The sequence below is a fragment of the Streptomyces sp. NPDC048295 genome (genome assembly GCF_040652135.1).
Lineage (GTDB): Bacteria > Actinomycetota > Actinomycetes > Streptomycetales > Streptomycetaceae > Streptomyces.
Window position 1 is genome coordinate 274,048 of sequence record NZ_JBEZLL010000007.1, and the last position, 26,200, is coordinate 300,247.

The following is a 26,200-nucleotide window of genomic DNA, read 5'->3' on the forward strand; positions in this document are numbered from 1 at the left end:
CTCCGGGCCGTTCGGGTGGCGGACCGGCGCCGGAGGGCGGATGCTGGTCAGGCGGCGATCCATGCCGAAGGGGTGCCAGGACGAGGTGTTCGTCCCGGCACCCCTTCGGCCCCCGCGCGTTCTCAGAGCCGCTTGCTGCCCAGCGCCTCGTCCGTCGTTCTCGGTTCCGGTACGGGCGCCGGCGCCGGCCGCTCCAGGCCGTCCCGCGGCCGCGCGGCCGGTACGGTCACCGGCCGCAGCCTCCGCGGCCCCGCCAGCAGATGGGTGAGCCCGAAGCCGAGCGCGACCACGACCGCTCCGCCCACCGCGTCCAGCACCCAGTGATTGGCCGTGGCGACGATCGCGGAGACCGTGAAGAGGGGGTGCAGCAGCCCCAGCGCCTTCATCCACACCTTCGGGGCCAGCGCGACGACGACCACCCCGCACCAGAGCGACCAGCCGAAATGCAGCGAGGGCATCGCCGCGTACTGGTTGGTCATGGCGGTCAGGCTTCCGTAGTCCGGCTTCGCGAAGTCCTGGACGCCGTGGACCGTGTCGATGAAGCCGAGCCCCGGCATCAGGCGCGGCGGGGCCAGCGGGTAGAGCCAGAAGCCGACCAGCGCGAGGAGCGTGGCGAAGCCGATGGTGCTGCGGGCCCAGCGGTAGTCCGCGGGGCGCCGCACGTAGAGCACTCCGAGGATCGCCAGCGGCACGATGAAGTGGAACGTCGAGTAGTAGTGGTCGAGGAAGGCCCGCAGCCGGCCGATCCCCACGACCGCGTGGTTGACCCGGTGTTCGATGTCGATGTGCAGCCACTGCTCGATGGAGTGAATCTGCCGGCCGTGGTGCTCGGCGGTGGCGCGGCCGGCCGTCGCCGCGAGCCTGACATGGGCGTACGCGGAGTACACGACCCTGATCAGGAGCAGTTCCAGCAGCAGGTTGGGCCGGCTCAGCGCCCGGCGCCAGAACGGCAGCAGCGGGACGCGGCTCCAGCGGGCCGGGACGAGGGCCGCGTACTCCGTGGGAACCGGGTGCTGCCAGTACTCCGAAGTGCGCGGCAGGAACGGCACGGCACAGGCCGCGGCGAGCGCGGCGATCAGCAGCACGTTGTCGCGTACGGGGAAGAGCGCCTCGATGTTCGGCAGCAGCACGGTCCCCGGCAGCGTGAGCACGAGGACCACGACCGCGGGCCAGACCAGCCGGTCGCGTGCCCGCTTCCCGACCCGGCCGACCACGGCGAGCAGCACCCACAGCAGCTGGTACTGCCAGGCGGTCGGTGAGACGGCGACGGCGACGCAGCCGGTCACGGCTACGGCGAGGAGCAGCTGCCCGTCACCCGCGTACCGTGCGGCGCGACGCAGCCCGAAGAAGCAGACCGCCGCAGCCAGCACCATGAACAGCGCGATCTCCAGCGGGCCCGTGAACCCGAGCCGGAGCAGGGCGCCGTGCAGGGACTGGTTGGCAAGGCTGTCCGCGTCGCCGCCGAGCCCGGCCCCCGCGACATGGTGCACCCAGTACGTCCAGGAGTCGCCCGGCATCGCGGCCCAGGCGAGCGCCGTGCAGGCGGCGAACGCGGCGCCGCCGGTCAGCGCCGCCCTCCGGCGCCCGGTCAGCCGGAGCAGTACGGCGAAGAGCAGCACGGTCGGCTGGAGCGCGGCCGCCAGTCCGATCAGAAGGCCCGAGGCGCGTTCCCCGCGGACCACGAAACAGCCCAGCAGCACCAGCAGGACCGGCAGGATGCTGGTCTGCCCCAGGTACAGCGCGTTACGGACCGGCAGCGAGAGCATCAGCAGGCTGATCGCGACGGGCGCGGCCAACAGCGCGGTACGGCGGGAGACCGGTCCCGGCAGCGCGCGGGCGGCGACGATGCCCAGCGCGGCGACCAGCAGCAGCGAGCCGAAGGTCCAGGCGACACCCAGGCTCTGTTCGGCGATGCGGGTCAGCGGTTTCAGCACCAGTCCGGCGAACGGGGTGCCGGTGAACCGGTCGCTTTCGTACAGCGGGCCCGTCGTATGCAGGACCCCGCTCCCGCCGATCCAGGTCTCCAGACCGGTGAGCCGTTCGCCCGGCGGCTGTCTCAGCACCACCGCCATCTGCCGTACGGCCAGAGCCGCCACGACCAGCCAGAGCAGAGCCCGGGCCGTCCCGGTCCTCGCCCCCGTCATCACGTCTGTGCGCACACTGTGCTCTGCATTCGCCACGCTGCGCCGACCCTCCCGCCGTTCCGGTACCCGTGCCTCGATCCGGGCGTGCCGTGAAACCATCGCATTGCCCTACGAGACAGTCCCAATCGGTCCTCTCTCCACTTGACCGCCATTCCGCTTTTATCCGAATGGATGTCCGAGCGGGCGGGCGTGCCGGGCCGGCGGGTGCGCATTCATGGCCGGAACCGGAACTCCGGTTCGTACGTCCCCTCCCGTGTTGTCGATCACGGGGGAGGCGGACGACAGATGCGGCACACAAGGGTGAAGCGGAGTGTGCGGGACGAGGGGCGCGCGTGGACGACACGTGCGCTGTCTCTGCTGCTGGTGCTGGTGTCACTGCAGCTGGGGTCGCTGATCAGTCCGGCGTACGCCTGTGGCTGCGGGGCGATGGTCCCGAGCAGGGATTCGCAGGTCGCCGTCGGCCGGGAGACATCGGTGGTCGACTGGGACGGCCGGACCGAGCAGATCGTCATGCGGCTCACGGTCCGCGGGAACGCTCCCGAGGCGGCCTGGATCATGCCGGTGCCGCACCGCGCGACCGTGGAGCTCGGTGATCCCGGTCTCTTCTCCGAGCTCTCGGTCCTGACCGAGCCCGAACTCGTGACCAGGCACTACTTCTGGCCCCGCGCGCACGACTGGCCGTTCGCCGGCTCCGGCGGCGTCGGGGACTCGGCCGCGGCACCGTCGGCCGCGGCACCGTCGGTCCAGGTGGTCGGCCGGGAGCGGCTCGGCCCCTTCGACGTGGCGCGGCTGGCCGCGACCGACCCGGACGCGCTGCAGGGATGGCTGTCGGACAACGGCTTCGAACTGCCCGACCGGCTGGCAACGGCACTGAAGCCCTATGTCGACCAGAAGTGGGAGTACGTCGCGATCCGCCTCGCTCCCCGGGACACCGGCAATCCGCTCATGGGCACGCTCGAACCACTGCGGCTGCGCTTCGCCAGCGAGCGGCTGGTCTACCCGATGCGGCTGTCGAAGCTCGCCTCGACGCCCCAGCAGCTCGGCCTGTACGTCCTTGCCGCACACCGGATGGAGCCGATCGGCCCGATCGGCGGCGACGCACCGGAGGTGACGTACGCGGGCCGGATCGATCCCCGGTCGGTGACGGACGGCACGGGCCACCTCGAAAGACTGACGGGCGGGAAGCCGGTGTACCTCACGGCGATCGAGCAGTCGTTCCCGCACCCGGAGCGGATCGACGGCGATCACGAGCTGCGTGCGGCCGACACCGACACCCCGTACCGGAGGCACATGTACAGGAACGAGCTGCTGACCGTGGGCGGCATGCCCGTCTGGGTGCTGACGCTGCTCGGGGCGCTGCTGGTGGCGGTCGTCGCCGCGGTGTTGCTGGTGCTTGTGGTGCGGCGGAACCGACGGCTGCGGACGGTGCCGCCGGCGGCGGGTGCCCGGTGAAATCGTTGGCCCGCTTGATCGTGCTCGGGTCAGAATGACCGGCATGACCTGGACATTGGCCCCCGAACCGTTCGACTCGCCCGATGCCTCGCTGCTGCGCCGCGACTACTACGACGAGGTCGCCAGCCGCTATTGGGGGCGGCCCGCCACCGCCGAGGAGATCGACGAGGGGCTCACCGACGACGGGGCCGGCCTGCTCGTCCCGCCCACCGGTCAGTTCGTCGTCGGCCGGTTCGACGGGGCGGCGGCGGCCTGTGCCGGGCTGCTGGTGGTGGACGCGGACACCGCGGAGCTGACCCGGGTGTTCGTACGCCCCGAGCACCGCGGCACGGGTGGCGGCGGCCTGCTCCTGGCGGCCGTCGAGGACGCGGCGCGCGCCTTCGGTGTCCGCACGCTCCGGCTCGACACCCGCAACGACCTGGTCGAGGCGCGGGGGCTGTACGCCAAGCACGGCTACCGGGAGGTCCCGGCGTTCCACCGGCGGCAGTACGCGGAGCACTGGTTCGCGAAGGAACTGCCCGCGACGGCCTCGATGTCCGCGAGGCCGTAGCAGAACCCGCCGGACTCAGGCCGCGTGGTCCCGCTTCGGTTCGGGGCTGTGCGGCCGTTCCTTGCTCGACCCGCTCGTCTCGGCGGTCAGTTCCTCCACGAGCCTGACCAGATCGGTCGGGCGGTCCGGCCCCCACCAGTCGCCCAGCAGCTCGGCCATGGACTCCTCGCGGGCCTCCGCCAGCCTCACCACCGCTTCCGCCCCGGCCGCGGTGAGCACCAGTTGCACGCCCACGCGCCGCACCAGTCCGCGTTCCTCCAGCTGACGGGCCGCGTCGCTGATCACCCGCAGCGGCACGGGGGTGCAGTCGGCGAGCATGGCCGGTTCGACCGTGCCGTGCCGCCTGATGCGCAGCAGCATCCAGCTCGCCGCCGGCAGCAGGTCGTACCCCGCCTTCTTGGTGATCTTCACGTAGATCTCGCGGCGCCCCGCACGCGTGGCGAGCACCGAGAGGGCGCGGGCGCATTCGTCGTACGAGGACCGCTCGACCGGGTTCGACGCCAGGGTCTCGGTGGCCTCGGGGGCGGTCACCGAGCCGCGCAATCTGTCCTCCTTGAGGTACCAGGCGAAGACGAAGGCGATCAGCACGACGGGAGCCGCGTACAGGAACACGTCCGTGATCGACGTCGAGTACGCGTGGAGCACCGCGGGCCGCAGCGCGGGCGGCAGTTGTCCGATGGCGCGCGGGTCGGAGGCCAGCCCGTTCACCCCGGCCCCGGGCGGCAGCGGGTGACCGGCGAGCGCGGCGGTCAGTTTCTCGGTGAGCCGGTTGGTGAAGATCGTGCCGAAGACGGCGACGCCGAACGAGGCACCGATGGAACGGAAGAAGGTGGCCCCGGAGGTGGCGACGCCGAGGTCCTCGTACGTGACGGCGTTCTGCACGACCAGCACCAGGACCTGCATCACCAGGCCGAGCCCCGCTCCGAAGACGAAGAAGTAACTGCTCATCTGCCAGGTGCTGCTGGTCTCCGTGAGCCGGTGCAGGAGCAGCAGCCCGATGGCGGTGAGGCCGGTGCCCGCGATCGGGAAGACCTTCCAGCGGCCGGTACGACTGACGATCTGGCCGGAGGCGGTCGAGGTGAGGAGCAGGCCCAGCACCATCGGGAGCATGTGCACACCGGACATCGTCGGCGAGATCCCGTGCACCACCTGGAGGAAGGTCGGCAGATAGGTCATCGCGCCGAACATCGCGAAGCCGACGACGAAGCTGATGACGGCGACGAGACTGAAGGTCCTGATCCGGAAGAGGTTCGGCGGGATGACGGGTTCGGCGGCCCGGCGCTCGACGTGCACGAAGGCGATCAGCAGCAGCACGCTCAGGACGGCGAGACCGATGATCTGCGCCGAGCCCCAGGCCCAGGTGGTGCCGCCGAGCGAGGCGACGAGGACCATGCAGGTGGCGACGGAGGCGATGAGGAAGGTGCCGAGGTAGTCGATGGTGTGCTTCGTGCCGCGGACCGGGATGTGCAGCGCGGCGGCGATGACCAGGAGCGCGACGACACCGATCGGCAGGTTGATGTAGAAGACCCAGCGCCAGCTGAGGTGCTCGGTGAACAGTCCGCCGAGGAGCGGCCCGAGGACACTCGTCGTACCGAAGACCGCCCCGAACATGCCCTGGTACTTGCCCCGTTCGCGCGGCGCGACGATATCGCCGACGATCGCCATCGAGAGCACCATGAGGCCGCCGCCGCCGAGCCCCTGGAGCGCCCTGAAGCCGATGAGCTGCGGCATGTTCTGGGAGAGGCCGCACAGTGCCGAGCCGATGAGGAAGATGACGATGGCGGCCTGGAAGAGCTTCTTGCGTCCGTACTGGTCGCCGAGCTTGCCCCAGAGCGGGGTCGCGGCGGTCGACGCCAGCAGATAGGCCGTGACCACCCAGGAGAGATGCTCCAGGCCCCCGAGGTCGCTGACGATGGTCGGCAGCGCGGTGGAGACGATGGTCTGATCGAGTGCGGCCAGGAACATACCGAGGAGCAACGCCCCCATGGGCACGAGGACCGACCGCGTGGAGCGCCCTTCACCGGGGGCCTGGTCCGGGGCCGGGGGGCTCGGATGATGCTGGGCCATGGAACATCTCCTCGGGTCCGCTACATCCCCATCCTGGCCTTTCCGTACGGTTATGGCCTGCTGGGCAGGTACGGACCGGAAGCGAGCTGCATAATCGCAGGGCAATCAAGGGGAGGGGTCCACCATGACCGGACATATATGCCCGGAGTGCGGTATCGGCAGCAGACCTGACGGAGCGCCCGGCACCGGGCCCGCGTGCGCCTGCGGGCAGCCGGCCGCCGAGCAGCACCTCGCCGCCGAGCGGCACCGGGCCGGGCGGTCGGCGGCCGACCGGGCGGAGATGGCCGCCGCCGAGGACTTCGATCCCCTGCGGATACGGCCGTACGTGACGCTGGGGAACGACACGGCCGCGACGGGGGCCGCCGGGGAGCAGCCGGGGCCGGAGCATCCTTCAGAGGACGCGGCGGCGACGATGCCGCTCTTCCTCGGCCCGGTGACGGCGGGTCCGACGGGCGATCCGGCGGGCGGCCCGACGGCGGGTGCGCTGCCGGACCCGGCCGGCCCTTTCGCCTCTGCCGGTCCTTTCGCCTCTGCCGGTCCTGACGGTCCTGCCGGCCCTGCTGGTCCTTTCGCGCCTGTCATACCTGTCACGCCTGTCACGCCTGTCGATCCCGCCGGATATGAGGAACCCGTTCCGCCGCGCCGCCGCCCCTTCGCGGCCGTCGCCGCGGGAGTGGCCCTGGTCGCCGCGGTGGGCACGGCGGCATTCGCGACCGGGCTCCTCGGCGGGGGCGACAACGGGGACACGGGCCGGCAACGGGCACTGCCCGGCACGGCGGCCGACATCCCGGGGGCGAGCGTCCGGGCGACGGAGCCGGCCCAGGCCTCCCCGTCGCCCTCGCCCTCCGCATCGGCTCCCGCGTCGCCGTCCACATCCGCATCGGCCTCGGCCTCACCCACGGCAAGCGCCTCACCGTCCCCCTCCGCTTCCACCGCCTCCTCACGACCGCCCGCGACCACGCCCTCGCCGACCGCCGACGGTCCGGCCTCGGCCGCACCGCCCGCCTCCCTGGCCGGGCCCGCGCTGCGCCGCGGCGACCAGGGCCCCGAGGTGGCCGAGCTCCAGCGCCGCCTGGAGGAGATCTGGCTGTACCACGGGCGCGACGACGGCGACTACTCGAACCAGGTCGAGCACGCCGTCAGCGTCTACCAGTCGTACAAGTCCATCGAGGGCGACCCCTCGGGCGTGTACGGGCCCAACACCCGCCGCGCACTGGAGGCGGAGACGACGGGCCGGGGACCCTCCTGACCCCGGGGCCAGCCCGTCGGCCACCCGGAGGGACTCGGACGGAAGAGACCGGACGGAAGGGACCGGCCCACCCGGAACGGAAGGGATTGGCTTTCTCGGACCGGTTTTTGTATCGTGATGGAACAAAGTAGCCTCCGCCCGCCACCCCCTGACCGGCGGGCGAGGCTGCTTGTTCCTTTCTTCGCCTCCCCGCGCCCTGGAGCCCGCCCATGCCGGCCACCGTCCTCACCGCTCGCGCCCTCCTTCTGGACATGGACGGCACCCTGGTGAACTCCGACGCCGTCGTGGAGCGCTGCTGGCGGCGCTGGGCGCTGCGCGAGGGCCTGGACCCGGAGGCCACACTCAAGGTCGTCCACGGACGACAGGGGTACGCCACCATGGCGGTGCTCCTCCCGGACCGCCCGATGGAGCAGAACTACGCGGACAACCGGGTCATGCTCGCCGAGGAGACCGCCGACACCGACGGTGTCGTACCGGTCGGCGGCGCACCCGCCTTCATGGACGCGATCGCCGCGCTTCCGCACGCCCTGGTCACCTCGGCCGACGAGGCGCTGGCCCGCGCCCGCATGACCGCGTCGGGCCTGCGGATACCGGAGGTCCGCATCACCGCCGAGAGCGTCGGCGCCAGCAAGCCGGACCCGGAGGGCTTCCTCAAGGGCGCGGCCGGGCTGGGCTTCGCCGCGGCGGACTGCGTCGTTTTCGAGGACTCGGAGGCGGGCATCGCGGCGGGCCGGGCGGCGGGCATGCGGGTCGTGGGCGTCGGTCCGCGCGCCGCGGCGCTCTCCCCCGACGCGCACGTCGAGGACCTGACGCGGATCCGGGTGGAGGCGGCACCCGACGGCTCGATCCTTCTGCACGTCGACGCGCGATAGCCGTATCCCGCAGCTCGGCCCTTCTGCACGTCGACGCACAACAGCCGCACCCCGCAGCTCGGCCCTTCTGCACATCGACGCACGACAGCCGCACCCCGACGGCTCGATCCCCCTGCACATCGACGCACGACAGCCGCACCCCGACGGCTCGCGCCCCGGCCTCAGTCGCGGTGCAGCCGTCCCCGCGCCACCAGTTCGAGCACCGTCGCGACGGCCACCGCCTGCACGGCCATCAGGGCTACCAGCACGAACAGCTGCACGGCCCCCGCCTGCACCGGTGAGGCGCCGCCCAGCAGCATGCCCACGAAGGCACCCGGCAGGGTCACGAGCCCCACCGTCCGGGTCTGATCGAGCCCCGGCAGCAACGCGTCCGACGCCGCGGGCCGGGCGATCTCCATCCTCGCCTCACGGTCGAGCAGCCCGAGCGCCATCCCCGCCTCCACCTCTCCCCGCCGGGTCGTCAGCTCGTCCAGCGCCCGCCGCCCGCCGAGCACGGTCGCGGTCAGCGCACCGCCGATGAGGATGCCGGTCACCGGGATCAGCGCGATGCCCCGGACCGGGAGAAGTCCGGTGAGCAGCAGCAGCGTGACGACCGGCGCGACCCCCGCCGCGATCGGCAGTGCCGCCCACCACCAGGTGCGATTGCGGGTGACCCGGCGGCCCGCGGTCCGCACCGCCACGGCGTACATCAGCGCCACGAACCCGAGCAGCGGCGCCAGCGAGTGGACCACCCAGCCGATGAGCAGGGAGACCGCGGCGAGTTGGACCGCCGCCCGCAGCCCGGCGAGCAGGATCTCGCGCGACCGGCCGAGCGAGGCCAGCGCGGCGACCGTGGCCGCCGCCGCGAGCAGCACGGCGAGCACGACTCCGAGCGTGATGTTGACCGGTAGCAGCACGCCGCAACCCTACGGCCGGTCCGCCCAAGACCACACGCGCGAACCAGCCGCTCACGGCGTCCACTTGTCGCCGGGTCAGCCTGTGCGCCCGCGCAGATGCGGACGTACGCCCCCACGCTCCAGTCCTGTTCGCCAAAACCCTTGATGTGACGTGCCCATGTCGCCACCCTGTTACCTGGTGCCCACCCCACGGAAACCTGGCACCGCCACGATGGCCGGGCCCCACGGGTCACCCGTCCAAGGTCCCCCCACATCAAGGGAGTTCGCATGTCTGGTGTCTACGCGCGTCGCATCGCCGTTGTCGCCGCATCCGCCGCTTTCGCCGCAACCACCGGTCTGCTCACCGCCCCCGCGGCCCAGGCGGCCATGCCCACCCCGGTCTCCGCTTCGACCGCCCGCACCTACCTCAGCGAACTGACGGTCGCCGCGGAGGGTTCGTCGAGCGGCTACAGCCGCGACAAGTTCCCGCACTGGATCACCCAGTCGGGCGCCTGCAACACCCGCGAGGTCGTCCTGAAGCGCGACGGCACCAACGTGACGCAGGACTCCAGCTGCGCCGCCGTCAGCGGCACTTGGTACTCGGAGTACGACGGCGCCACCTGGACCGCCGCATCCGACCTGGACATCGACCACATGGTCCCGCTCGCCGAGGCCTGGCGCTCGGGCGCCAGCAGCTGGACGACCGCCGAGCGCCAGGCGTACGCCAACGACCTGACGCGCCCGCAGCTCATCGCGGTCACGGACAACGTCAACCAGGCCAAGGGCGACAAGGACCCGGCCAAGTGGCTGCCCTCGCGCACCGCGTACCAGTGCACGTACGTACGGGCCTGGGTGCACGTGAAGCACTACTACGACCTGACCGTCGACCCGGCCGAGAAGAGCGCCCTGCAGTCCGTCCTGAACAACTGCTGACCCCAGCACCGGACTCGGGCCGCCACGCCCCCCACCTCGCTCCACACCGTACGGAGCCGCGCATGCCGCGCGGCTCCGTACCCATGTGCGCCACCCGGCGCGGGAGCGGCGCTCCGCCACCGCCCCGCCCCCGGCCCCGCTCCGCCCCTGACCCCGCCCCGAAATCATCGGCACGTTTTCGGCCGAGTACGGCCGCTCGCGGCGGACACCCGCACCGCCGGCGGGCCCGGAGGGCGACGGCGGCCGGCGGCCGGCACCGGGAAGATCCACCGGCCCCGCGAGGAGGCCCCGCCGAACCCGATTCGTACGGCCGCCCCCCGGTCACCGGCCCGCCGCCGCGATTCCTGCCGCCATTGGTCCACCACGCGAAGCGGTGGGGCGTGACACCGCACCCGCACCCGGGCCGGGCGGCGCCCCGGGGTCCGCACCGCACAGCCGACCTGCTCACCCGCACGCAGCGCGCTCCCCGCCCCGCCCGGTACCGGCCCCACGCCCCGGCCGGCCCCGGGCGAGGCGGCGGCAAGTGGTCCAGCAACCAGCTCACGCCCCGCCCTCGCATGGCCGGAAAGCTGCGCCGCCATTGGTTCAGGCCAAGACGGCGAAGGGAGGTTCGCAGATGAAGAGGGTGCCGGGCCGAAATCCACTCACCAGCCGTAGGGCGATTTTCAGCCCGTCGACAGAATGTTGAACTTGCAAGCATTGGTGAGGTTTCCCTAATCTGAGGCACTCAATCGGTTCACGTCCCCACCAGACCGAAGGAGCCCTCCCCCCATGCAGACACGCTTGAACCAGGCTCAGCCCTACGCACTCGGCCTCTTCCGGATCGTCATCGGCCTGTTCTTCGCCTGCCACGGCGCCGCCTCGCTCTTCGGCATCCTCGGCGGCGCGATGAACGGCGGCTCCATACCCGTCGGCACCTGGCCCGGCTGGTACGCGGCGGTCATCCAGTTCGTCGGCGGCATCCTCGTGATGCTCGGGCTCGGCACCCGTCTCGCCGCGCTGATCTGCTCGGGCTCCATGGCCTACGCCTACTTCAAGGTCCACCAGCCCGAGGCGCTGTTCCCGCTGCAGAACGGCGGTGAGCCCTCGGCCGTCTTCTGCTGGGCGTTCCTCCTGCTGGTGTTCACCGGCCCCGGCGCACTGGCGCTGGGCCGGCTGTTCGGCCGGAGCGGCGCGGAGTACGACAAGGACCGCGCGCCCGAGCAGGCACCGCCCGTGACGGTCTGATCCGTACGCGATCGCTCCGCCGCCCACGGACCGCTCCGCCGGGGCCGACGCGGGCCGTTCCTCACGTACATCCGGGCGTGCGCCCGGAACCGAGGCTTCCCATTTCCGGGTGTACGTGAGGTTCCCAACATCGCTCGTATTTGTGGATCACCGGATGAACGCCAGGCGTACGCTGTACAGCTGACCCTGCCGCTCCTGCCGCTCCCCTGCGACGTCGCGGCGTTGTTCCGAATCGGGGAGTAGTAGGTGCTTGAGAGTGTGGGCGCGCTGACCGGCAGCCCATGGATCTACGCCGTGGTCGCCCTTTCGGTGCTCCTGGACGTCTTTCTGCCCCTGCTGCCCAGCGGGGTCCTGGTGATCACCGCCGCCACCGCTGCCGCCGCCGGTTCGACGACCGTCGCGGGCGCGGGCGCCGCCGGGCAGGTGACCGAGGTCCCCTCACTGCTCGCCCTGATCCTCTGCGCGGCCACCGCCTCGGTGCTCGGCGACCTCGTCGCGTACCGGCTGGCCTGGCGCGGCGGGGAACGCCTGGACCGGGCCATCGCCCGCTCCCGCCGCCTCACCGCCGCGCAGGAACGCCTCGGCGCCGCCCTCGCCCGGGGCGGCGGCATCCTCGTCATCATCGCCCGCTTCGCCCCGGCCGGGCGCTCGGTGGTCTCCCTGGGAGCGGGCGCCGCCCATCGCAAGGTCAAGGAATTCCTGCCCTGGTCGGCGCTGGCGGGCGTGGCCTGGGCCGGCTACAGCGTGGGCCTCGGCTACTTCGGCGGCCAGTGGCTGGGCGCGACGTGGGTGGGCACGGCCGTCTCGGTCCTCGCCCTGTTCGTGGCGGGCGCCCTGGCCGCGTATCTCATACGCCGCCCGGCGGCGGAGGTGGCCGCCGCACCGGCGGGCGCGACGGCCACTACGGCGTCCTGACCGCGCCCCTGATCTCCAGCCCGTCCAGGAGTCTGACGGTCGCCTCGGTGATCTCTTCGACGGCCCGGTCGAACACCTCCTGGTTGTGCGCGGCCGGAGCTCGGAAGCCGGACACCTTGCGCACGAACTGCAGGGCGGCGGCCCGGATCTCCTCCTCGGTGGCTTCTTCGGGGATGGCGGGCGGACGAAGGGTCTTGATGCTGCGGCACATGTCTCCAGTGTGAACCGCACCACTGACAACCGTCCCGCCTCCGCCCGGTCCGGCCGCCTCCCCCCTCCTCACCGAGTCCGTTCGACGGCGGGCAACGCGTACGTCCCGTCGAGGATCCCGGGCCCCGGTGCGCAGAGCCTGAGCACGAGGCGGAACTCCCCGTCGGGCACGGACAGCCGGTTCGCGTCCGCCGAATCCGGGTCGTCCGGCCGCTCCCGCCCGATGCGCACGGCCGACGGACCTCCCTGCTCCCCGTACACCGGAACGCGCCCCGCCAGGGCCTCGCCGATCCGCCGGCCGGCCAGGTCGTACACGGCCAGGGACCAGCCCGCCGCCGGCGGCGGGCCCTCGAAGCGCAGCACGTAGGAGCGGGCCCCGTCCAGCCGCTCGCCCCCGGCGTCGCTGGAGGTGCGGGCGCACACCGCCTCGTAACCGTGCACGCCCCACAGCGAGCCCCGCGCCGCGACCGCCCTGGTCCGGTAGGACGCCTCCCGGTCGGCGATCCGCCACTCCGGGGAGTCGACGGTTCCGACACCGTAGTGGTCGAGGTTGTAGTCGTGGAGATGCGGATCCAGCGCCCACCCCCCGCGCGCCGCAGCGGCCCGGCCCGTCTCCTCCACCCACGCCCTTCCCCGCGCCGCGCCCTCGGTCAGCGCCCCTACGAGGGCGGGACCGGCGCGGGTGTACGGCGAGGGTCCCTCCTCCAGCAGCCCCAACGGCTGGAACCGGTCCTGGTACGCCTGGTCGGGCGCGGACGGCGGAAAGTCGGCCATCCACACCCTGAGCCGCTCGAAGAACCTCAGCGCCTCCGGGACATCGGGGTCGGGGGCGGGCAGTCCCGTACGGTGCGTGCCCGGTTCGACGTATGTGACGCCCATCTGCTCCTGGAGCGCGCGGCCCCGTGCGGGGTCTTCGGGACCGCCGAAGCCGTCACAGATGTCGCGCCCGATGACCGAGACGACGGAGGTGGGTGCGTCGATCACCCCGAGCACACCGTCGGGCACGCTGCCCGCCCAGCCCGGGGGAGCGATGAACCACTCCCCGGCGCGGGCGTGGCCGGCACGGCGGCCGACGTACGCGAAGTTGTTGGTCCAGGCATCGACGAACTGGAACACGCAGTACGCACCGTCCGCTCCGTCCGTGCGGGGAAGGCGCAGCAGCACCGGTCCACCGGAGAGATCGAGATGGACGACGGAACGGACGGTGTCGTCGGCGGACATGGAGGGCATGTCCGCCGACGACGACCGGTCCGCGTGCGCGAAGTGGTTGAAGGGTGTGGGCGGCAGCGGACCGAAGCCCGTGTGCATGAAGCCCTCGACCACCGACAGATCACGGACCAGCGGACAGCCGTAGACGTACGCCTCGGCGGCAAGAGCGGCGAGTTCCACGTCTGCCTCCGGCCATCGGCACCGTCCGCCGTCCCCGTTCAGATGACCGCCTTCGATTCGCCCGTGCACAGGGCCCAGATCACGAACCCGTCGATGGCGACGGAGACGAGCGCCCAGACCGGCTGGTACGGCAGCCAGATGAAGTTGATGATCAGGCTGATGGCCGCGAGCGCCACACCCGTGGCACGGGCCCAGTCGGCGCCCTTGAGGATGCCCCAGCCGACGACTCCGAGCACGATGCCGAGTACGAGGTGGATCCACCCCCAGGAGCTCACATCGAACTTGAAGGTGTAGTTCCTGACGTGCGCGTACACGTCGTCGGACGCGATGCCGGTGATGCCCTTGATCACTCCGAGGACACCGTCGACGAGCAGCAGGACACCGGCGAACATGATCCCGCCGGCTGCCCAGGGGTTGACGTCCCCCTGGCCGGCGGAACCTGCCGGGGCCGGACCGGGCGCGGGCGCTGAGTGTGCCATCGGAACTCCTTGGCCGGATCGGGACTGCGGAACAGAACCGACCCTGCGTGGCGCCCTCCCGTGCGGCCACTCGGACGCGCCCGTACGGGTGATGCCCCGGGCGGCGGCGCACGGTCCGCGCTCCCGCCCGGCCGGGCACCGCCCCCGGATCGGCACGCTACGACGAAGGAAGCCGCGTCACCTCCGCGACCTTGCAGGTCATCTTGCCCGGAACCTTCCCCAGCCCCTGTGCCTTCTGCACCGACTTCTGACCGGCCGCCAGGTCGGTTGCCGTCGCCAGCCCGGAGGCGCGGCGCGTGCCGTCGCCGTCCACGAACTCCACGGACACGATGTAGGACGCCTGGGCGTCGGAGTGGTTGACGACCTCCACGTCCGCGTCCGGCCACTCGGTCAGCGAGTCCACCTCGCACCGGGTGATCCGCACATCGCCCTCGGCGTCCGTACCTTCGAGAGCCGGCAGCCCGGTGGGCGTGTCGGAGGGCCCGCCCGTCGTGGGCGCCCCGCTCTTCGCGGACTCCGCCGCCGACGGCTTCGACTTGGCCGCCGTCGACGGGCCGCCCCCGCTCGTCACGGCGATCAGCACACCGGCCGCGAGCAGAAGGACCACCCCGCCGATCACGGACAGGGTGACGATCAGCCCGGTACGGGAACTCCTCGGCGGCTGCGGATGGCCGTACGCCCCGGGACCGGGCTGCGGCCACTGCGCATACGGCGAAGGCGGCTGCTGGGGCTGCTGGCCGGGCTGGGGCTGCTGGCCCGGCTGGGGTTCCTGACCGGGCTGGGGCGGCGGATAGCCGTACGACATGTATCCCCCCTGGGACGGTGCTGACGTGAACAAGACACGTTACGGCGGCTCCTGGCTTGACTCTCCCGCAGGGGGAGGCCCGATGGTTACGGGCATGAACGGCGACGCGCTCCTCCCGATCGGGGATCTGGCCAGGCGGACCGGGCTGACGGTGAAGACCGTCCGCTTCTACTCCGACCGCGGGATCGTGTCCCCCGCCACCCGCAGCCCCGCCGGCTACCGCCTCTACGCCCCCGACGCCGTGGCACGCCTCCGCCTGGTCCGGACGCTGCGCGAACTGGGCCTGGACCTTCCCACGATCCGCAAGGTCGTCGACCGCGAACTCCCCCTGCCCGAGGTCGCCGCGGCGCACGCCCGGGCGCTGACGGTGCAGATCCGTACGCTGCGGATGCGGCGCGCGGTGCTGACGGCGGCGGCCAGGCACGGTTCCCCACCTGAGGAGCTGGAACCCATGCACGAACTGGCCCGACTCTCCGAGCACGAACGCCGCCACCTGATCGACGACTTCCTCACCACCGCGTTCGGCGGACCGGACGCAGCCCCGGGGTTCGCCGGAATCATGCGCTCGATGACTCCGGAGCTGCCCGAGAACCCCGCCACCGAACAGGTCGAGGCCTGGATCGAGTTGGCCGGACTGATCCGGTCCCCGGAGTTCGCCGCCCTCGTCCGCCGCCTGACCGACCACGTGACCCCCGACCTCACCCGCCCCGACCCCGCCGCGATGATCCACGCCCGTGTCACCCCGGCCCTGCAGGCGGGCACCGCCCCGACGTCACCCCGGGCCGCCCCGATCGTCGAGGCGATCAAGGCCGAGTACGCCGACACCACCGACCGCCCCCTGCTGCCCTACCTCAAGGCGGTGAACGACCCCCGCCGCAGTCGCTACCTCCACCTGCTCGCCGTGATCAACTCCTGGCCACCCCCGGATGCCCCGACGCCGGCCTTCACCTGGCTCATCGAGGCCCTCACCCACACCGCTGATGCGGCCGACGCGGCCCGGACCTAAGCTGACGGAGGCCCGAAAGCCCCAGGTGAGGGAGGCAGATCATGGCCAAGCGAGGAAACAAGCGCCGCGCCCGCAAGAAGAAGAACGCCAACCACGGCAAGCGCCCCAACGCCTGAACGGCGCCCTGGGAAGCAGCCATGCCTCCCAGGGCACCGAAAGACAGCAGTGGCTGCTCGCTGCGGCAGCTGCCGGGCGTCACACCACGGTGCGCCGGGTACGGCTCCCGCCCGCGCCACACCTCGCGTTCCACATCGGCTGCGCGTTCTTCGCCACCCTTCGCTACCCGGCGCCGCACTTTCGCGCCACTGCCCAGGGCTGTGACCTGCACCAACGCAGAGTCGAAACCGAATCGCCGTGTGCGCGCCATGCCGCGCCGACTTTGGGCATGATCACGCGCCACCCCAGTGACCTGCGAGAACGTGTCAAGGAAGGGTGTCGGCCAAAGCGACGCTTGTACCATCAGCCATGCAGGTCAGCCACTCGCCTCCGAGTGGCGGGCGGCCCAGGACGCCCGCGAAACCACAAAACCCGGCTCCGGAGTCAGCCGAAGCCGGGCTTCGTGTGCGGGACACGGTGTGAGCCCGGCCGACTACGAAGCGGTCGGGCTCACTCCCCCCGACCAATCGTCCGGAACTTCCCCAGTACGGCACTCATTTGCTAGTGCACGAACTGTTGTACACAGCCCGCGATGGCCGTGACCGCCGCCAGCAGGTTCACGAACAGCTGCAACCAGCCGGATCCGTGGTCTAACTGCCGGCGCTTCCTGCACTTCTTCGGTCGAACCATCGTTCAGCACCTTCCTCACATCCTTCCCGAACGCATCGGGACCACTGCTCGGCACGAGCAGAGGAACATGGGCGAGGAGAGGCCGAACTCGGGAAACGTACCGCGCTGATCCGGCGATCAGGCCGAGTACGGGGATTCGCCACTGTTCGCTAGCCCCCGCCGGATGAAGAACCACCCTCAGCCCGGAGGCCACCACCGTCGACCCGCGTGCGCCACCCCGACCGCACACTGAAGCCGCAGCGTCCCGGCTGCGGGTGGCCATGTCCGTTGATGTCAGAAGCAGATGCCAAAGGTCCCAACCATGATCGGCGGATTCCAGGGGCCATCGCACTGGTGGGCGCGGACGGTTTCGGACCGCCGGCATCTGCTTTGTGAGTTCGACCGTGCCATCTGCTCGCCCTGAGGGCAGCAGATTCGGAGAAGGTTCCCCCCTGTTACGTCTGAGCTGCCGTTTCTCCGCTGGTGGGTGCTCTCGGGACGCACCTGTGGGGAAGACGTGCCCCGAGAGGCCGCACGCGGGGCCGGCACGGAGCCGGAAATTCCGTCGCCCGCCTCACGTCGGCAAAGAACAATTCCGGGGTATGGGGACAGACATACACGGGTTCATCGAGTGCCGCTGGGATCGCTGGCTGGACGAGGACGACCGCAGTTGGTTCGGGGCCATCGACCTCGCGCATCTCTACAACGGGCGCTCCTACGTCGCCTTCGGGTCGCTGTTCGGTGTCCGCGACACCACCTTCCGCGCACTTGCCAGTCACCGCGGCCTCCCCCATGACGTGTCACAAGAGGTCCTCGCTCACTTCGAGCCCTGGAGTGATGAGCTGCATGGCGAGTCCTGGATCTCCTGGGCGGAGCTAGCAGCCGCCGACTGGGACGAGGCCGCAAACGAGGTCGATGGCTGTGTCCACGAGTACCGCCGGAGCCCCGACGGCAGCTGGAAGTTGCACGGACAGAACACCGGCCTCAGTCGCTTTGCCGAACTCTCCGGCCTCACCGATGTCCGGCACCTCTACTGCGCGGGCAGCGTCTTCCCCGAGAACACCAAGTGGCCGGACGGCGACCGGCTCTTCCGCATCGGCCGCCTGCAGCGGAAGCATGCCGTGCCCGACGACGAATGGGGTTCCATCTGGTCGGTCATGCGAACGCTGGCGAACCTGCATGGCGACGAGGGCGTCCGCCTGGTCGTCTGGTTTGACGGCTGACTGGCGGTGAACGACGGCGATCGTTGGTGCACTGGACAATGACCAGGACAACGAGTGTCTGAGGGATGCGCTGATTCCGGGCCGGTGCGGTGGTGTTGCCGCCCTCTCCCTTCCTGCGGTTGTCCGCGATGTCAGTCACGGACGTCGGCGCCCCAGGACCCGCCCTGCCGGCGTCGCCCAACCAGATCCCGCACCAGGTCCCAGGCGGTCCCAGCACCGATCACCAGCCACACCACACGCACCCACGCCGCACTGCTGCTACTGGCAGCTCCCCACACAGCCGCGACGAGACGCACCACCGTCCAGCCGTTGCTGTCGAGAAAGGACCGATCCCGCCCCTGCGACACCACCTGCCCCCCTACGCCCAGCCGACGAACGTACCCCTGAATCGGCATGCGAACGCCGACCGTTGCCCCCATCATCCAACAGGCCCCTGAAACGCAAGAGGCCCCGGATCACTCCGGGGCCACTGCCTGGTGCCCCGGCAGGATTCGAACCTGCGACACCCGTTTCAGAAGAGCGGTGCGATGACGGCCCTGCTGAATAGGCACCGAGGCTGAGCCTGGCGCCCGAGCGCAAGTCCAACTCGGTCATCAAGGGGCCCGACGGCCTTCGGCCGAAGGTCTGGTCGCCGTCAGGACGCGCCCAGGCGGCGGGCCGCGAGCTGGATCTCCAGGGGCGTGCCCGGGGGTTCGAGGATCATGAAGCCCGCCTCCTCACCCCGGTGGTAGATCTTCAGGCGCGGCCCGTCGACAGCCAGGCGCAGTTCGGCCCAGGGGTGAGCCCACAGCAGGTTGGAGTGCTCCCAGAGCTGGAGGCGCCGGGAGGTCAGCAGCAGTTGGAAGGGCGGGTTCTCGTACGGGGTCGGGCCCCGCCCGGGCGTGAACGGCGGCCGCACGGTGTAGGTGCTGATCAGCCTCTCACCGGGTCCGAGCGTCTCCGCACTGATGGCGTTCTCGCGGCCGGTCCTCGCCCCCGCCGAGCCGGCGAAGGCACCGCACACCACGGTGAGCGGCACCACGATCAACCAGGGGACGCCGCGGGCGACCCCCGCAACGCCCTTGACGGCGATGAGCGCGGCCGCACAGGTGGCCGTGGTACCACCCGCGATGGCGGCCCGGCGTATCCGCCGCTGTCTTTCACCCTCCGTGGTTAGACGCTCGTTCACTAGCAGGGCCGGGGTCGCCTTGATTGGATCACAGATCGATAACGGCGGGCGATGTCACTTCGGGCAGAGCGTTTTACGCAGCGCGGCGTTCAGCTGCTTCCCCTGCGCGTCCGTCAACGGCCTGCCGTCGTTCCCGAACCGCTGCGCTGCGAGCCAGTCCACCTTGGCGCCGCCACCGGCGAGCGAGGAGCACTGATTCCGGCCGGCGTCGATCGCCTTCTGCTCGTCCACGATGATCTGCGGGTCAACAGCCGCGATTGCGTCCAGGTATGCGTCACGGTCGTTACCGGTCGGGGCCGGCGGAATGCCCGCAGCCTTCTCGGCGGCCGAGTGGTCGACGGCCGTCTCCTTCGGTGCGGGCTTCGTGACGTCCTTCTCCTCGGCCGAGCAGGCGGTCAGGGCGAGCAGCGCGGCAGCGGCGAGCAGGACAGCAGCGGGTTTCACGATGGCACTCCGTACGTAGGTCTGTGCAAGGTGTGACAGATGGGGCGTACGGATGGTTGTACCTGGGCGCGCGCACGACGCTCGGCCCGCCCGGTCGTACGGTTGCGCGTCGTACGGGTGCCGGGGCGACGATAGTGGCCGGTGCGGCGGACGGCGCAGCGTGCGGCCGGGGGTGCTCCCGTGGTGTGGGCAAGGCTTGGTGTGGTCACTCGGCCGAGTGAACTGCCGTGCAGATAGCGCGCGTTCTGCGATGCGTTCGCTGCGAGCCGCTGAGACGGCAGACTGAACAGGTCGGGGAACCCGCCACCCGTCGCCGCGTACGCGTCGCGGCACCGTCGACACAGAAAGGCCCGGGGACCGCCACCCTGAGCCTTTCGCGTTGCCCGCTACGCCTTGCACTGCACCGACTTCAGCGCGGCACGCAACCCGACCGGTTCGGCCCCCGCTCATACCCTCCGGCGGCGAGGCTGCCCGCGGCAGTACGGGCACGACCGGTCAAGCCCAGCAGGGCGCCCGTCGTTCCCGCGGTGGACCGCGGCGTGCTCGGAGCTGCTCCGGAAGTGGCCTGAGCTGCACCGGGTGCCGGCTGATGTGCGTCAGCAGGCGGTCATCACAGCCAGGGGCAGGGATATACGTTCCGGGCGATCGGTGAGCGCATGGGCGTGACGGGGGAGACAGCCGGCCAGATCGCGGCGGGGAAGAACAGGGCGTCGTCGGAGTGACGACGGGCGTCGTCCGGATATCTGCCTGAAGGTCCCCGCAGCGCCCTGCGGGGACCCCGATGCGTCGATGGGTCGGCCACGTATTGCGCAGCCTGTCGGCGAAGGCCGCTAACAGAACCGGTCGAAGCCTCGGTCGTAGCCGTCGCTGTAGCCGTCGGCGTAACCCCGCGCCCAACGATGGTCCTGGTGCTGGTTCTGCTGGAACTCACGCCCGGAACTGCGGTGGCAGTCGTCCCGCGCGTCCGCGAATCCGTTCCGGAAGCCTTGGCGGTAGCCGTCCCGGTAGGAATCGGTGACAACGTCATGCGCGGCAACTGCCTGCGCGGGTTTGGGAGCAGCCGACGCCTGTGAGGTGAGCGCCGGTGCGACTGCCAGGCTGCCGACGACCAGAGCTGAGCCGAGAACCGCGAACACCTTGTTGGTACGCATGGATTTCTCCTTGGATCTGCGAGTACAGGCGTGCCTTTTCAGGGTCCAACGGACGCAGCCTCCCCGCGACCTCACTCCGGGTGGCCTGGGTGATGCGGGCGGTGCGAGCGGCCCGGGTTGAGCGGAGAGGTGTGGCGGCGGGCCGTACGTGTGGTGACCGTTCACAATGTCGTCACGATCTGTCCACTTTTAAGGTTATGCATTCCGGACGGGTCGTACGGTGACCCTTCATGACCCGACCGTCCCATGGGGGGATTCCATGTCGTACCCGCCGCAGCCCGGCCAGCAGCCTCAGCAGTGGCAGCAGCAGCCGGGGCAGTATCCGCCGCAGCCGGGCCCGGGGTGGGGTGCGCCGATGCCCCCGCCGAAGAAGTCGAGGACCGGGCTGATCGTCACCTTGTCCGTCATCGGGGGCCTGGTGGTCCTCGGCGGGTGCGGCGCCGTGGTGGTGGGGTTGGCGAGCATCGGTTCGACGACCGAGGGCAGCGCGACGGGGCACTCCCCTGCCGCGAAGGGCTCTGAGAAGGGCGCCCCGGCGGAGGCGGACAAGGCGGAGAAGCCGGCCGAGAAGCCTGCGGATAAGGGTCCGGAGGGTGATGTCAAGATCACCGGATGCACGGTGAATTCGTCGACTACGTGGCCGGCGGCGGACGTGGAGATCGTCAACCACTCTGACGAGAAGGCGAACTACATCGTGTCCGTGGAGTTCGTGAACGCCAAGGGCGACCGCCTCGGCGAGGGCATGGCCGCGACGAACAACCTGGCACCAGGGCAGAAGTTGGTGACGCAGGCGCAGGGCCTGGACGCGACGTCGGGCAAGGTGACGTGCAAGATCACGGACGTGTCGCGGTACCAGGCCCCGTGACCGTCGTCCGAGCGTGTCGACGCCCCGTCACCGAGTCGGTGGCGGGGCGTCTGTGCTGCGTCGTCAGTGCGGACCGTGCGGGTCGCTACCGTGCGGCGCTCGCACTCGGCCCGGCGGCCGGTCCCGATTTCGTCGAGGAGGAGGCCGGCCGCGGCCCGCTTCTCCTCCTCGGCCTGCTTCGCGGCGTCGAGGGCTGCGAAGTACCGGTCACGGCGGGCGGTCGACACCTCGATGTCGGTGTCGTCCTGGCCGTCGGGCAGGGCCTTGATGGTCTGGTAGGCGGCCGAGTGCCCGTCGATGTCGGGCCGTTCACCGGCTGCGAGGGCCTGCATGAACTCGGCCCCGGCATTCCGCATGGCGAGGGCGTCGGTTCCGTCGTGCTCGACGACGTACTCGGACGCGGACCTGGCTCCCCTCGCGACCCGGGCGGCACCCAGCCTCGTCGCACCGCCCGGGGTAGGCACGGAGACGGCCGGCCAGCTGCTGATCACCGCAGGAGACAACCCCGGCCGGCTCCGGTCCGAAGCATCCTTCGCGCACCTGTGCGGGGCCGCTCCGATCCCCGCCTCGTCCGGCCGGACCAACCGTCATCGCATCAACCGCGGCGGGGACCCCAACGCCAACAGCGCCCTCTACACCATCGTCCCGGTCCGCATGCGGCACGACCAACGAACTCGGGACCACGTCGCCAGACGCATGGCTGAGGGCATGTCCACCAAGGACATCATGCGGTGCCTCAAGAGGTTCGTCGCCCGCGAGGTCTACAGACACATCACGGTCCCGAGCCACGTCAACCCGGCACGGGTGCGCGACGCTCCTGTTCGCCGCAGGGATGCCGGCGCGGGTCGTGATGGAGATCCTGGGGCACTCGCAGATCGCCGTCACCGTGAACATCCACACACACGTCTCCGACGAGCGTCGGAGGGAGGCGATGGGGCACATGGACCGACTGCTCCGCCGGCGCCGTCCCGAGTGAGACTGCCGTCAGCCTCTACCGTCAAAGGCCCCCGCAGCGATGAGCTGCGGGGGCCTTCGCACTGGTGGGCGCGGACGGTTTCGAACCGCCGACATCTGCTTTGTAAGAGCAGCGCTCTACCCCTGAGCTACGCACCCGTGGATGAGGCAACAGCGTACATGGACTGCGGCCCGTGGTCACAAACGATCCCCGGCGGCAGCGGACGGGACGCCGGCCCGAGAGAGGACGGCGAGGCAGAGGGCGGGGCAGAGATCAGGGCGGAGAGCGGGGCAGAGGGCGGGGCGGAAAGGGGCCGTGCGGGGGTTATCCCCACCCCGCGTACGGTAGCCGTCCGGATTCTGGCGGGGGCGGGGCCGTACGTACGGTGAGGGTCGCAGTATCGGAGCATCCGCCGTACGACCTGGGGGAAAGATCATCGTGGCAGTCCGTACCCGCACTCTCATCGCGTCCGGTGGGGCCGTGCTTCTGGCTCTTGTTCTTTCCGGTTGTGGCAGTACGGATGTGAGCGGCGCACCCGCCGAGCACAAGTCCTTCGAGTTGAGCGGGAAGACGCTGACCATCCGTTCCGGGCAGTCCGCACTGGAGCTCGTGCCGGCCGATGTACGGAAGGTCGAGGTGACCCGCCGTGTCGACGGGTGGGTGGCGTTCGGGAACGGGCCCGAGCCGCAGTGGGGGATGCAGGACGACACGCTCACGCTCGGGGTGAAGTGCAAGGCGTTGATCAGCAACTGTGCCGCGCAGCATCAGGTCAAGGTGCCGCGCGGGGTGACGGTGGTCGTGGAGGGGGACGACGGGGAGATCGTCGCCTCCGGCTTCCGTACGCCGCTCACACTCACCGCCGACAACGGCAGGGTGACCGTCAGGGACTCCACCGGACCGCTCAAGCTGGCCAGCGACAACGGTGCCATCGTCACCGAGCGGGTCTCGGCCAAGTCCGTGTCCGCGCGGTCGGACAACGGCAGCATCCGGCTGGGGTTCACGGCCGTGCCGGATCGCGTGGACACCGTGAGCGACAACGGGGCGATCACCATCGATCTTCCGGGCGGCCCCGTGGCGTACGCGGTGGACGCCTCCGCCGACAACGGGCACACCTCGGTGGACGTGCCGCGCAGCGACGGCAGCAGTCATGTGGTGAAGGCCCGGAGCGACAACGGCCACATCACGGTCCGAAGCGCGAACTAACCGGCCCGTGTGTTCGTCCTTACCTGGTGGGAGAATGTACCGGGCAGGGCGAAACGGCACGGGAGAGGGATGTGACGGCGACACACGCGCGGCCGCGGGCAAGAGCGGGTGGGGCTTCCGCCGTCAGGGATGTCGTCGTGCTGGTGCTGTTGCCGGTGCCGCTGCTCGCCGCCGCGTTGCCGGCCGCTTTCGCGGGTGGTGGTACGAGGCGCTGGTTCGGCGGGCGCGGGGAGAGTCAGCGCGCCGAGGCGCAGGCCGCGAAGGATGCCGCCGCGTCGGCCTTCTACGAGCTGGACACGGCCCAGCGCGATCTGCGGATCTCGATCGAGACGATCACCGCGGTGGACAGCTCGCCCTCCGCCCGCAAGGCCGTAGCCGACTTCGACGCCCTGGGGCGACGGATCGACGAGGTCAGCCACACGTACATCACCGCGGTCGACGCCCACGACCTGGACCGGGACGATCTGGAGCCGTCGGTCGCCGCTCGCGCACGGTCGGAGCTGGCCGCGGCCAAGGACGAGCTGGTGCGGGTCAAGACCGAGCTGGACCGGTTCGCGCAGGGGCTCGGTCCGCTGCTGGGCAGCGCGGAGACGCAGCTCGCCCGGCTCGCGCCCGCCGTGGAGCGGGCCCGGCAGGCGCTGCTCGGTGCGAGCAACGCTCTCGACGCGGTGCGTGCGTCCGGGCTGCGGGCGGATGATCTCGCCGCCCGGCTGGCGGCCCTCGCCCCCGAGCTGACCAAGCTCAACCAGGGCGCCGGCCGGCACGGCGTCGCCGAGACCCTGGAGCGTGCCGACCGGGTGCTGCGTGATGCCGAGGCGGTGCGGTCCGAGGCGGAGAAGCTGCCCGAGCGCGCCGCCGAGATCGACCACCGGCTGGTGTCGTTGCGTACGCGGGCCCAGGCGTTGACGACCCGGGCGGGCTCGGTGGAGCCGGTGCTGAGCGAGTTGCGGCGGCGCTTCTCCGCGGCGTGCTGGCAGGATCTCCAGCCCGTGCCCGAGCAGGCGGCCGTCAATGTGCGGCAGGCCGAGGAGAAGCTGAAGGAGGCCGCCCGGGCCCGGGACGAGCAGCGGTGGGCCGATGCGACGTCCCGGCTGAGCACGGTCCGCGCCCTGCTGAACGCCACGGACGAGGCGGTGTCCGCGGCCGGTGACCGGCTGCACCGGCTGGACGAGGTGGCCAAGGACCCGCAGCAGGAGATACAGCGGACCCGGTTCGCGGTCCGCGACGCGCAGCGCCTGGCCATGGACGGCCGCAGCACGCCCGATCCGCGCCACGCCCGTCCGCTGGACGACGCCGTGGCCCGGCTGGACCGCGCCGTCGCCGCGCTCGACGGGCGTCACCCCGACTACTGGCACTTCCTGACCGAGACCGAGGCGGTACGGCGGGCGGCCGCGCGGGTGGTCTCCGAGATCCGTGAGGAGCGCGGGGCGGGCGCCTGAGCCGTACCGGCTGCGCGCCGTGACCTTCCGGGGGCTCTGGTGTGCGGTGCCATCGCCATGGGCGGATCCTGGTAGTACGCCCGAAGGAGGCGACCGGCATGGCCACCCACGTGCTGCACACCACGGGGCGACGGGCCCCTCGCCGCCGCAAGGCAACGCAACTCGACAAGCATCTGCCGGTCGATCACCGGCTCAGCAGCGTCTACCGGGTCGGGGCAGGGCTGATGGGTCTGGTGCTGCTCGCCTTCGGTGTCCTGGGGCTGATCGACAAGATCGGCTTCTTCAACACCGGCGGGGCCACCGTCGCGGGCCTCAACACCAATGGGGCGCTGAGCGTCCTGTCCATCTGCGTCGGCCTGCTCCTGTTCATCGGGATGGTGATCGGCGGCAACTTCGCCTCGTCGCTCAACATGATTCTGGGCATCGCCTTCATCCTCAGCGGCTTCGTCAATCTCGCGCTGCTGGAGACCGACTACAACTTCCTCGCCTTCCGCATCCAGAACGTGCTGTTCAGCTTCGTGGTCGGTCTGATGCTGATGGTGTTCGGGATGTACGGGCGGGTCAGCGGCGGCCTTCCGCACGACAACCCGTACTGGCGGGCGCGCCACCCCGAGGAAGCCGCGCAGGAGATGCGGCTGAGCCGGAGAGCAGCCACGCCGCCGATGCCGGTCGTCCGGCGCACTCCCTGAGCCGGACAGCAACCACACCCCCGATACCCGTCGTCCGGCGCACTCCCTGAGCCGGACAGCAACCACACCCCCGATACCCGTCGTCCGGCGCACTCCCTGAGCCGGACAGCAACCACACCCCCGAG

At 71.0% G+C, this 26,200-nt stretch carries 24 protein-coding genes, 2 tRNA genes and 2 pseudogenes; 15 read left to right on the forward strand and 13 right to left on the reverse strand.

The genetic code is table 11. From position 1 onward, the window contains the following. Positions 1-122: 122 nt before the first annotated feature. A complete protein-coding gene (locus AB0D53_RS13465) occupies positions 123-2,144 on the reverse strand; it encodes a bifunctional glycosyltransferase 87/phosphatase PAP2 family protein (RefSeq protein WP_362444858.1) in 2,022 nt (673 codons plus the stop codon). A 363-nt stretch (positions 2,145-2,507) separates the two neighbouring features. Here AB0D53_RS13465 and AB0D53_RS13470 point away from each other — a divergent pair, with 363 nt between their 5' ends. Together AB0D53_RS13470 and AB0D53_RS13475 are read left to right on the forward strand one after the other, a co-directional pair. Beyond that, positions 2,508-3,596, forward strand: coding sequence for a DUF2330 domain-containing protein (locus tag AB0D53_RS13470; protein ID WP_362444861.1), 1,089 nt, complete (start codon positions 2,508-2,510; stop codon positions 3,594-3,596). A gap of 43 nt (positions 3,597-3,639) precedes the next feature. Next, the gene (locus AB0D53_RS13475; protein WP_362444567.1) at positions 3,640-4,146 is read left to right on the forward strand and encodes a GNAT family N-acetyltransferase; all 507 of its coding nucleotides are present in this window, start codon (positions 3,640-3,642) and stop codon (positions 4,144-4,146) included. Positions 4,147-4,161: 15 nt separating this feature from the next. Here the strand turns inward: AB0D53_RS13475 and AB0D53_RS13480 are convergent, their stop codons facing one another. Next, entirely contained in the window at positions 4,162-6,213 is a 2,052-nt protein-coding gene (locus tag AB0D53_RS13480; RefSeq protein WP_362444570.1) for an MDR family MFS transporter, read from the reverse strand. A 124-nt stretch (positions 6,214-6,337) separates the two neighbouring features. On the opposite strand from AB0D53_RS13480, the gene AB0D53_RS13485 reads away from it, so the two are divergent. Together AB0D53_RS13485 and AB0D53_RS13490 are read left to right on the forward strand one after the other, a co-directional pair. Continuing rightward, a complete protein-coding gene (locus AB0D53_RS13485; RefSeq protein WP_362444573.1) occupies positions 6,338-7,462 on the forward strand; it encodes a peptidoglycan-binding protein in 1,125 nt (374 codons plus the stop codon). 209 nt (positions 7,463-7,671) lie between these two features. Continuing rightward, complete coding sequence (locus AB0D53_RS13490) at positions 7,672-8,334, forward strand: HAD-IA family hydrolase (RefSeq protein ID WP_362444576.1); 663 nt, start codon at positions 7,672-7,674, stop codon at positions 8,332-8,334. Between the two features lie 161 nt (positions 8,335-8,495). Here AB0D53_RS13490 and AB0D53_RS13495 read toward each other — a convergent pair whose 3' ends face one another. Beyond that, on the reverse strand, positions 8,496-9,230 hold the full coding sequence (locus AB0D53_RS13495; RefSeq protein ID WP_362444579.1) for an ABC transporter permease: 735 nt from the start codon (positions 9,228-9,230) through the stop codon (positions 8,496-8,498). A 267-nt stretch (positions 9,231-9,497) separates the two neighbouring features. On the opposite strand from AB0D53_RS13495, the gene AB0D53_RS13500 reads away from it, so the two are divergent. The 3 genes from AB0D53_RS13500 to AB0D53_RS13510 all read left to right on the forward strand — a co-directional run bounded on the left by AB0D53_RS13500 (position 9,498) and on the right by AB0D53_RS13510 (position 12,284). Then, the gene (locus tag AB0D53_RS13500; protein ID WP_362444582.1) at positions 9,498-10,142 is read left to right on the forward strand and encodes an HNH endonuclease family protein; all 645 of its coding nucleotides are present in this window, start codon (positions 9,498-9,500) and stop codon (positions 10,140-10,142) included. 771 nt (positions 10,143-10,913) lie between these two features. Continuing rightward, entirely contained in the window at positions 10,914-11,369 is a 456-nt protein-coding gene (locus AB0D53_RS13505; RefSeq protein WP_362444585.1) for a DoxX family protein, read from the forward strand. 246 nt (positions 11,370-11,615) lie between these two features. Next, a complete protein-coding gene (locus tag AB0D53_RS13510) occupies positions 11,616-12,284 on the forward strand; it encodes a VTT domain-containing protein (protein WP_362444588.1) in 669 nt (222 codons plus the stop codon). Here AB0D53_RS13510 and AB0D53_RS13515 read toward each other — a convergent pair. The 4 genes from AB0D53_RS13515 to AB0D53_RS13530 form a co-directional block, all read right to left on the reverse strand. After that, on the reverse strand, positions 12,271-12,495 hold the full coding sequence (locus AB0D53_RS13515; RefSeq protein WP_266419691.1) for a DUF2277 domain-containing protein: 225 nt from the start codon (positions 12,493-12,495) through the stop codon (positions 12,271-12,273). The genes AB0D53_RS13510 and AB0D53_RS13515 overlap by 14 nt on opposite strands. A 68-nt stretch (positions 12,496-12,563) precedes the next feature. Beyond that, a complete protein-coding gene (locus AB0D53_RS13520) occupies positions 12,564-13,883 on the reverse strand; it encodes a DUF1254 domain-containing protein (RefSeq protein WP_362444593.1) in 1,320 nt (439 codons plus the stop codon). Between the two features lie 38 nt (positions 13,884-13,921). Next, positions 13,922-14,362, reverse strand: coding sequence for a hypothetical protein (locus tag AB0D53_RS13525; RefSeq protein WP_362444596.1), 441 nt, complete (start codon positions 14,360-14,362; stop codon positions 13,922-13,924). A 157-nt stretch (positions 14,363-14,519) separates the two neighbouring features. Beyond that, a complete protein-coding gene (locus AB0D53_RS13530) occupies positions 14,520-15,167 on the reverse strand; it encodes a hypothetical protein (RefSeq protein WP_362444599.1) in 648 nt (215 codons plus the stop codon). A gap of 94 nt (positions 15,168-15,261) precedes the next feature. Between AB0D53_RS13530 and AB0D53_RS13535 the strand changes: the two genes are divergently transcribed. Beyond that, the gene (locus tag AB0D53_RS13535; RefSeq protein ID WP_362444864.1) at positions 15,262-16,173 is read left to right on the forward strand and encodes a MerR family transcriptional regulator; all 912 of its coding nucleotides are present in this window, start codon (positions 15,262-15,264) and stop codon (positions 16,171-16,173) included. A gap of 1,367 nt (positions 16,174-17,540) precedes the next feature. Beyond that, positions 17,541-18,161 carry a hypothetical protein gene (locus tag AB0D53_RS13540; protein ID WP_362444602.1) on the forward strand — a complete coding sequence of 207 codons (621 nt, stop codon included), beginning with the start codon at positions 17,541-17,543 and terminating at the stop codon, positions 18,159-18,161. Positions 18,162-18,635: 474 nt separating this feature from the next. Here AB0D53_RS13540 and AB0D53_RS13545 read toward each other — a convergent pair. The 5 genes from AB0D53_RS13545 to AB0D53_RS13565 all read right to left on the reverse strand — a co-directional run bounded on the left by AB0D53_RS13545 (position 18,636) and on the right by AB0D53_RS13565 (position 21,473). Further along, a tRNA-Arg gene (locus AB0D53_RS13545) sits at positions 18,636-18,718 on the reverse strand. Between the two features lie 77 nt (positions 18,719-18,795). After that, positions 18,796-19,329 carry a hypothetical protein gene (locus AB0D53_RS13550; RefSeq protein ID WP_362444605.1) on the reverse strand — a complete coding sequence of 178 codons (534 nt, stop codon included), beginning with the start codon at positions 19,327-19,329 and terminating at the stop codon, positions 18,796-18,798. Between the two features lie 54 nt (positions 19,330-19,383). Further along, entirely contained in the window at positions 19,384-19,773 is a 390-nt protein-coding gene (locus AB0D53_RS13555; RefSeq protein ID WP_362444608.1) for a hypothetical protein, read from the reverse strand. A gap of 830 nt (positions 19,774-20,603) precedes the next feature. Continuing rightward, the gene (locus AB0D53_RS13560) at positions 20,604-20,924 is read right to left on the reverse strand and encodes a hypothetical protein (RefSeq protein ID WP_362444611.1); all 321 of its coding nucleotides are present in this window, start codon (positions 20,922-20,924) and stop codon (positions 20,604-20,606) included. A gap of 291 nt (positions 20,925-21,215) precedes the next feature. Further along, positions 21,216-21,473 carry a hypothetical protein gene (locus tag AB0D53_RS13565; protein ID WP_362444876.1) on the reverse strand — a complete coding sequence of 86 codons (258 nt, stop codon included), beginning with the start codon at positions 21,471-21,473 and terminating at the stop codon, positions 21,216-21,218. Positions 21,474-21,633: 160 nt separating this feature from the next. On the opposite strand from AB0D53_RS13565, the gene AB0D53_RS13570 reads away from it, so the two are divergent. From AB0D53_RS13570 to AB0D53_RS13580, 3 genes and pseudogenes are all read left to right on the forward strand, one after another. Next, positions 21,634-21,789 carry a hypothetical protein gene (locus AB0D53_RS13570; protein ID WP_362444867.1) on the forward strand — a complete coding sequence of 52 codons (156 nt, stop codon included), beginning with the start codon at positions 21,634-21,636 and terminating at the stop codon, positions 21,787-21,789. A 429-nt stretch (positions 21,790-22,218) separates the two neighbouring features. Continuing rightward, positions 22,219-22,563, forward strand: a pseudogene (locus tag AB0D53_RS13575) (IS110 family transposase); the annotation flags it as partial. A 22-nt stretch (positions 22,564-22,585) separates the two neighbouring features. Continuing rightward, a pseudogene (locus AB0D53_RS13580) lies at positions 22,586-22,765 on the forward strand (tyrosine-type recombinase/integrase); the annotation flags it as partial. 62 nt (positions 22,766-22,827) lie between these two features. Here the strand turns inward: AB0D53_RS13580 and AB0D53_RS13585 are convergent. Then, positions 22,828-22,902: transfer RNA gene (locus AB0D53_RS13585), tRNA-Val, on the reverse strand. Between the two features lie 280 nt (positions 22,903-23,182). Between AB0D53_RS13585 and AB0D53_RS13590 the strand changes: the two genes are divergently transcribed. The 3 genes from AB0D53_RS13590 to AB0D53_RS13600 all read left to right on the forward strand — a co-directional run bounded on the left by AB0D53_RS13590 (position 23,183) and on the right by AB0D53_RS13600 (position 26,075). Further along, on the forward strand, positions 23,183-23,947 hold the full coding sequence (locus AB0D53_RS13590; protein ID WP_362444614.1) for a DUF4097 family beta strand repeat-containing protein: 765 nt from the start codon (positions 23,183-23,185) through the stop codon (positions 23,945-23,947). A 71-nt stretch (positions 23,948-24,018) separates the two neighbouring features. Further along, positions 24,019-25,386, forward strand: a complete 1,368-nt coding sequence (locus AB0D53_RS13595) for a hypothetical protein (protein WP_362444617.1) — start codon at positions 24,019-24,021, stop codon at positions 25,384-25,386. Positions 25,387-25,484: 98 nt separating this feature from the next. Continuing rightward, entirely contained in the window at positions 25,485-26,075 is a 591-nt protein-coding gene (locus AB0D53_RS13600; protein ID WP_362444620.1) for a DUF4383 domain-containing protein, read from the forward strand. The last annotated feature ends 125 nt before the right edge of the window (positions 26,076-26,200 follow it).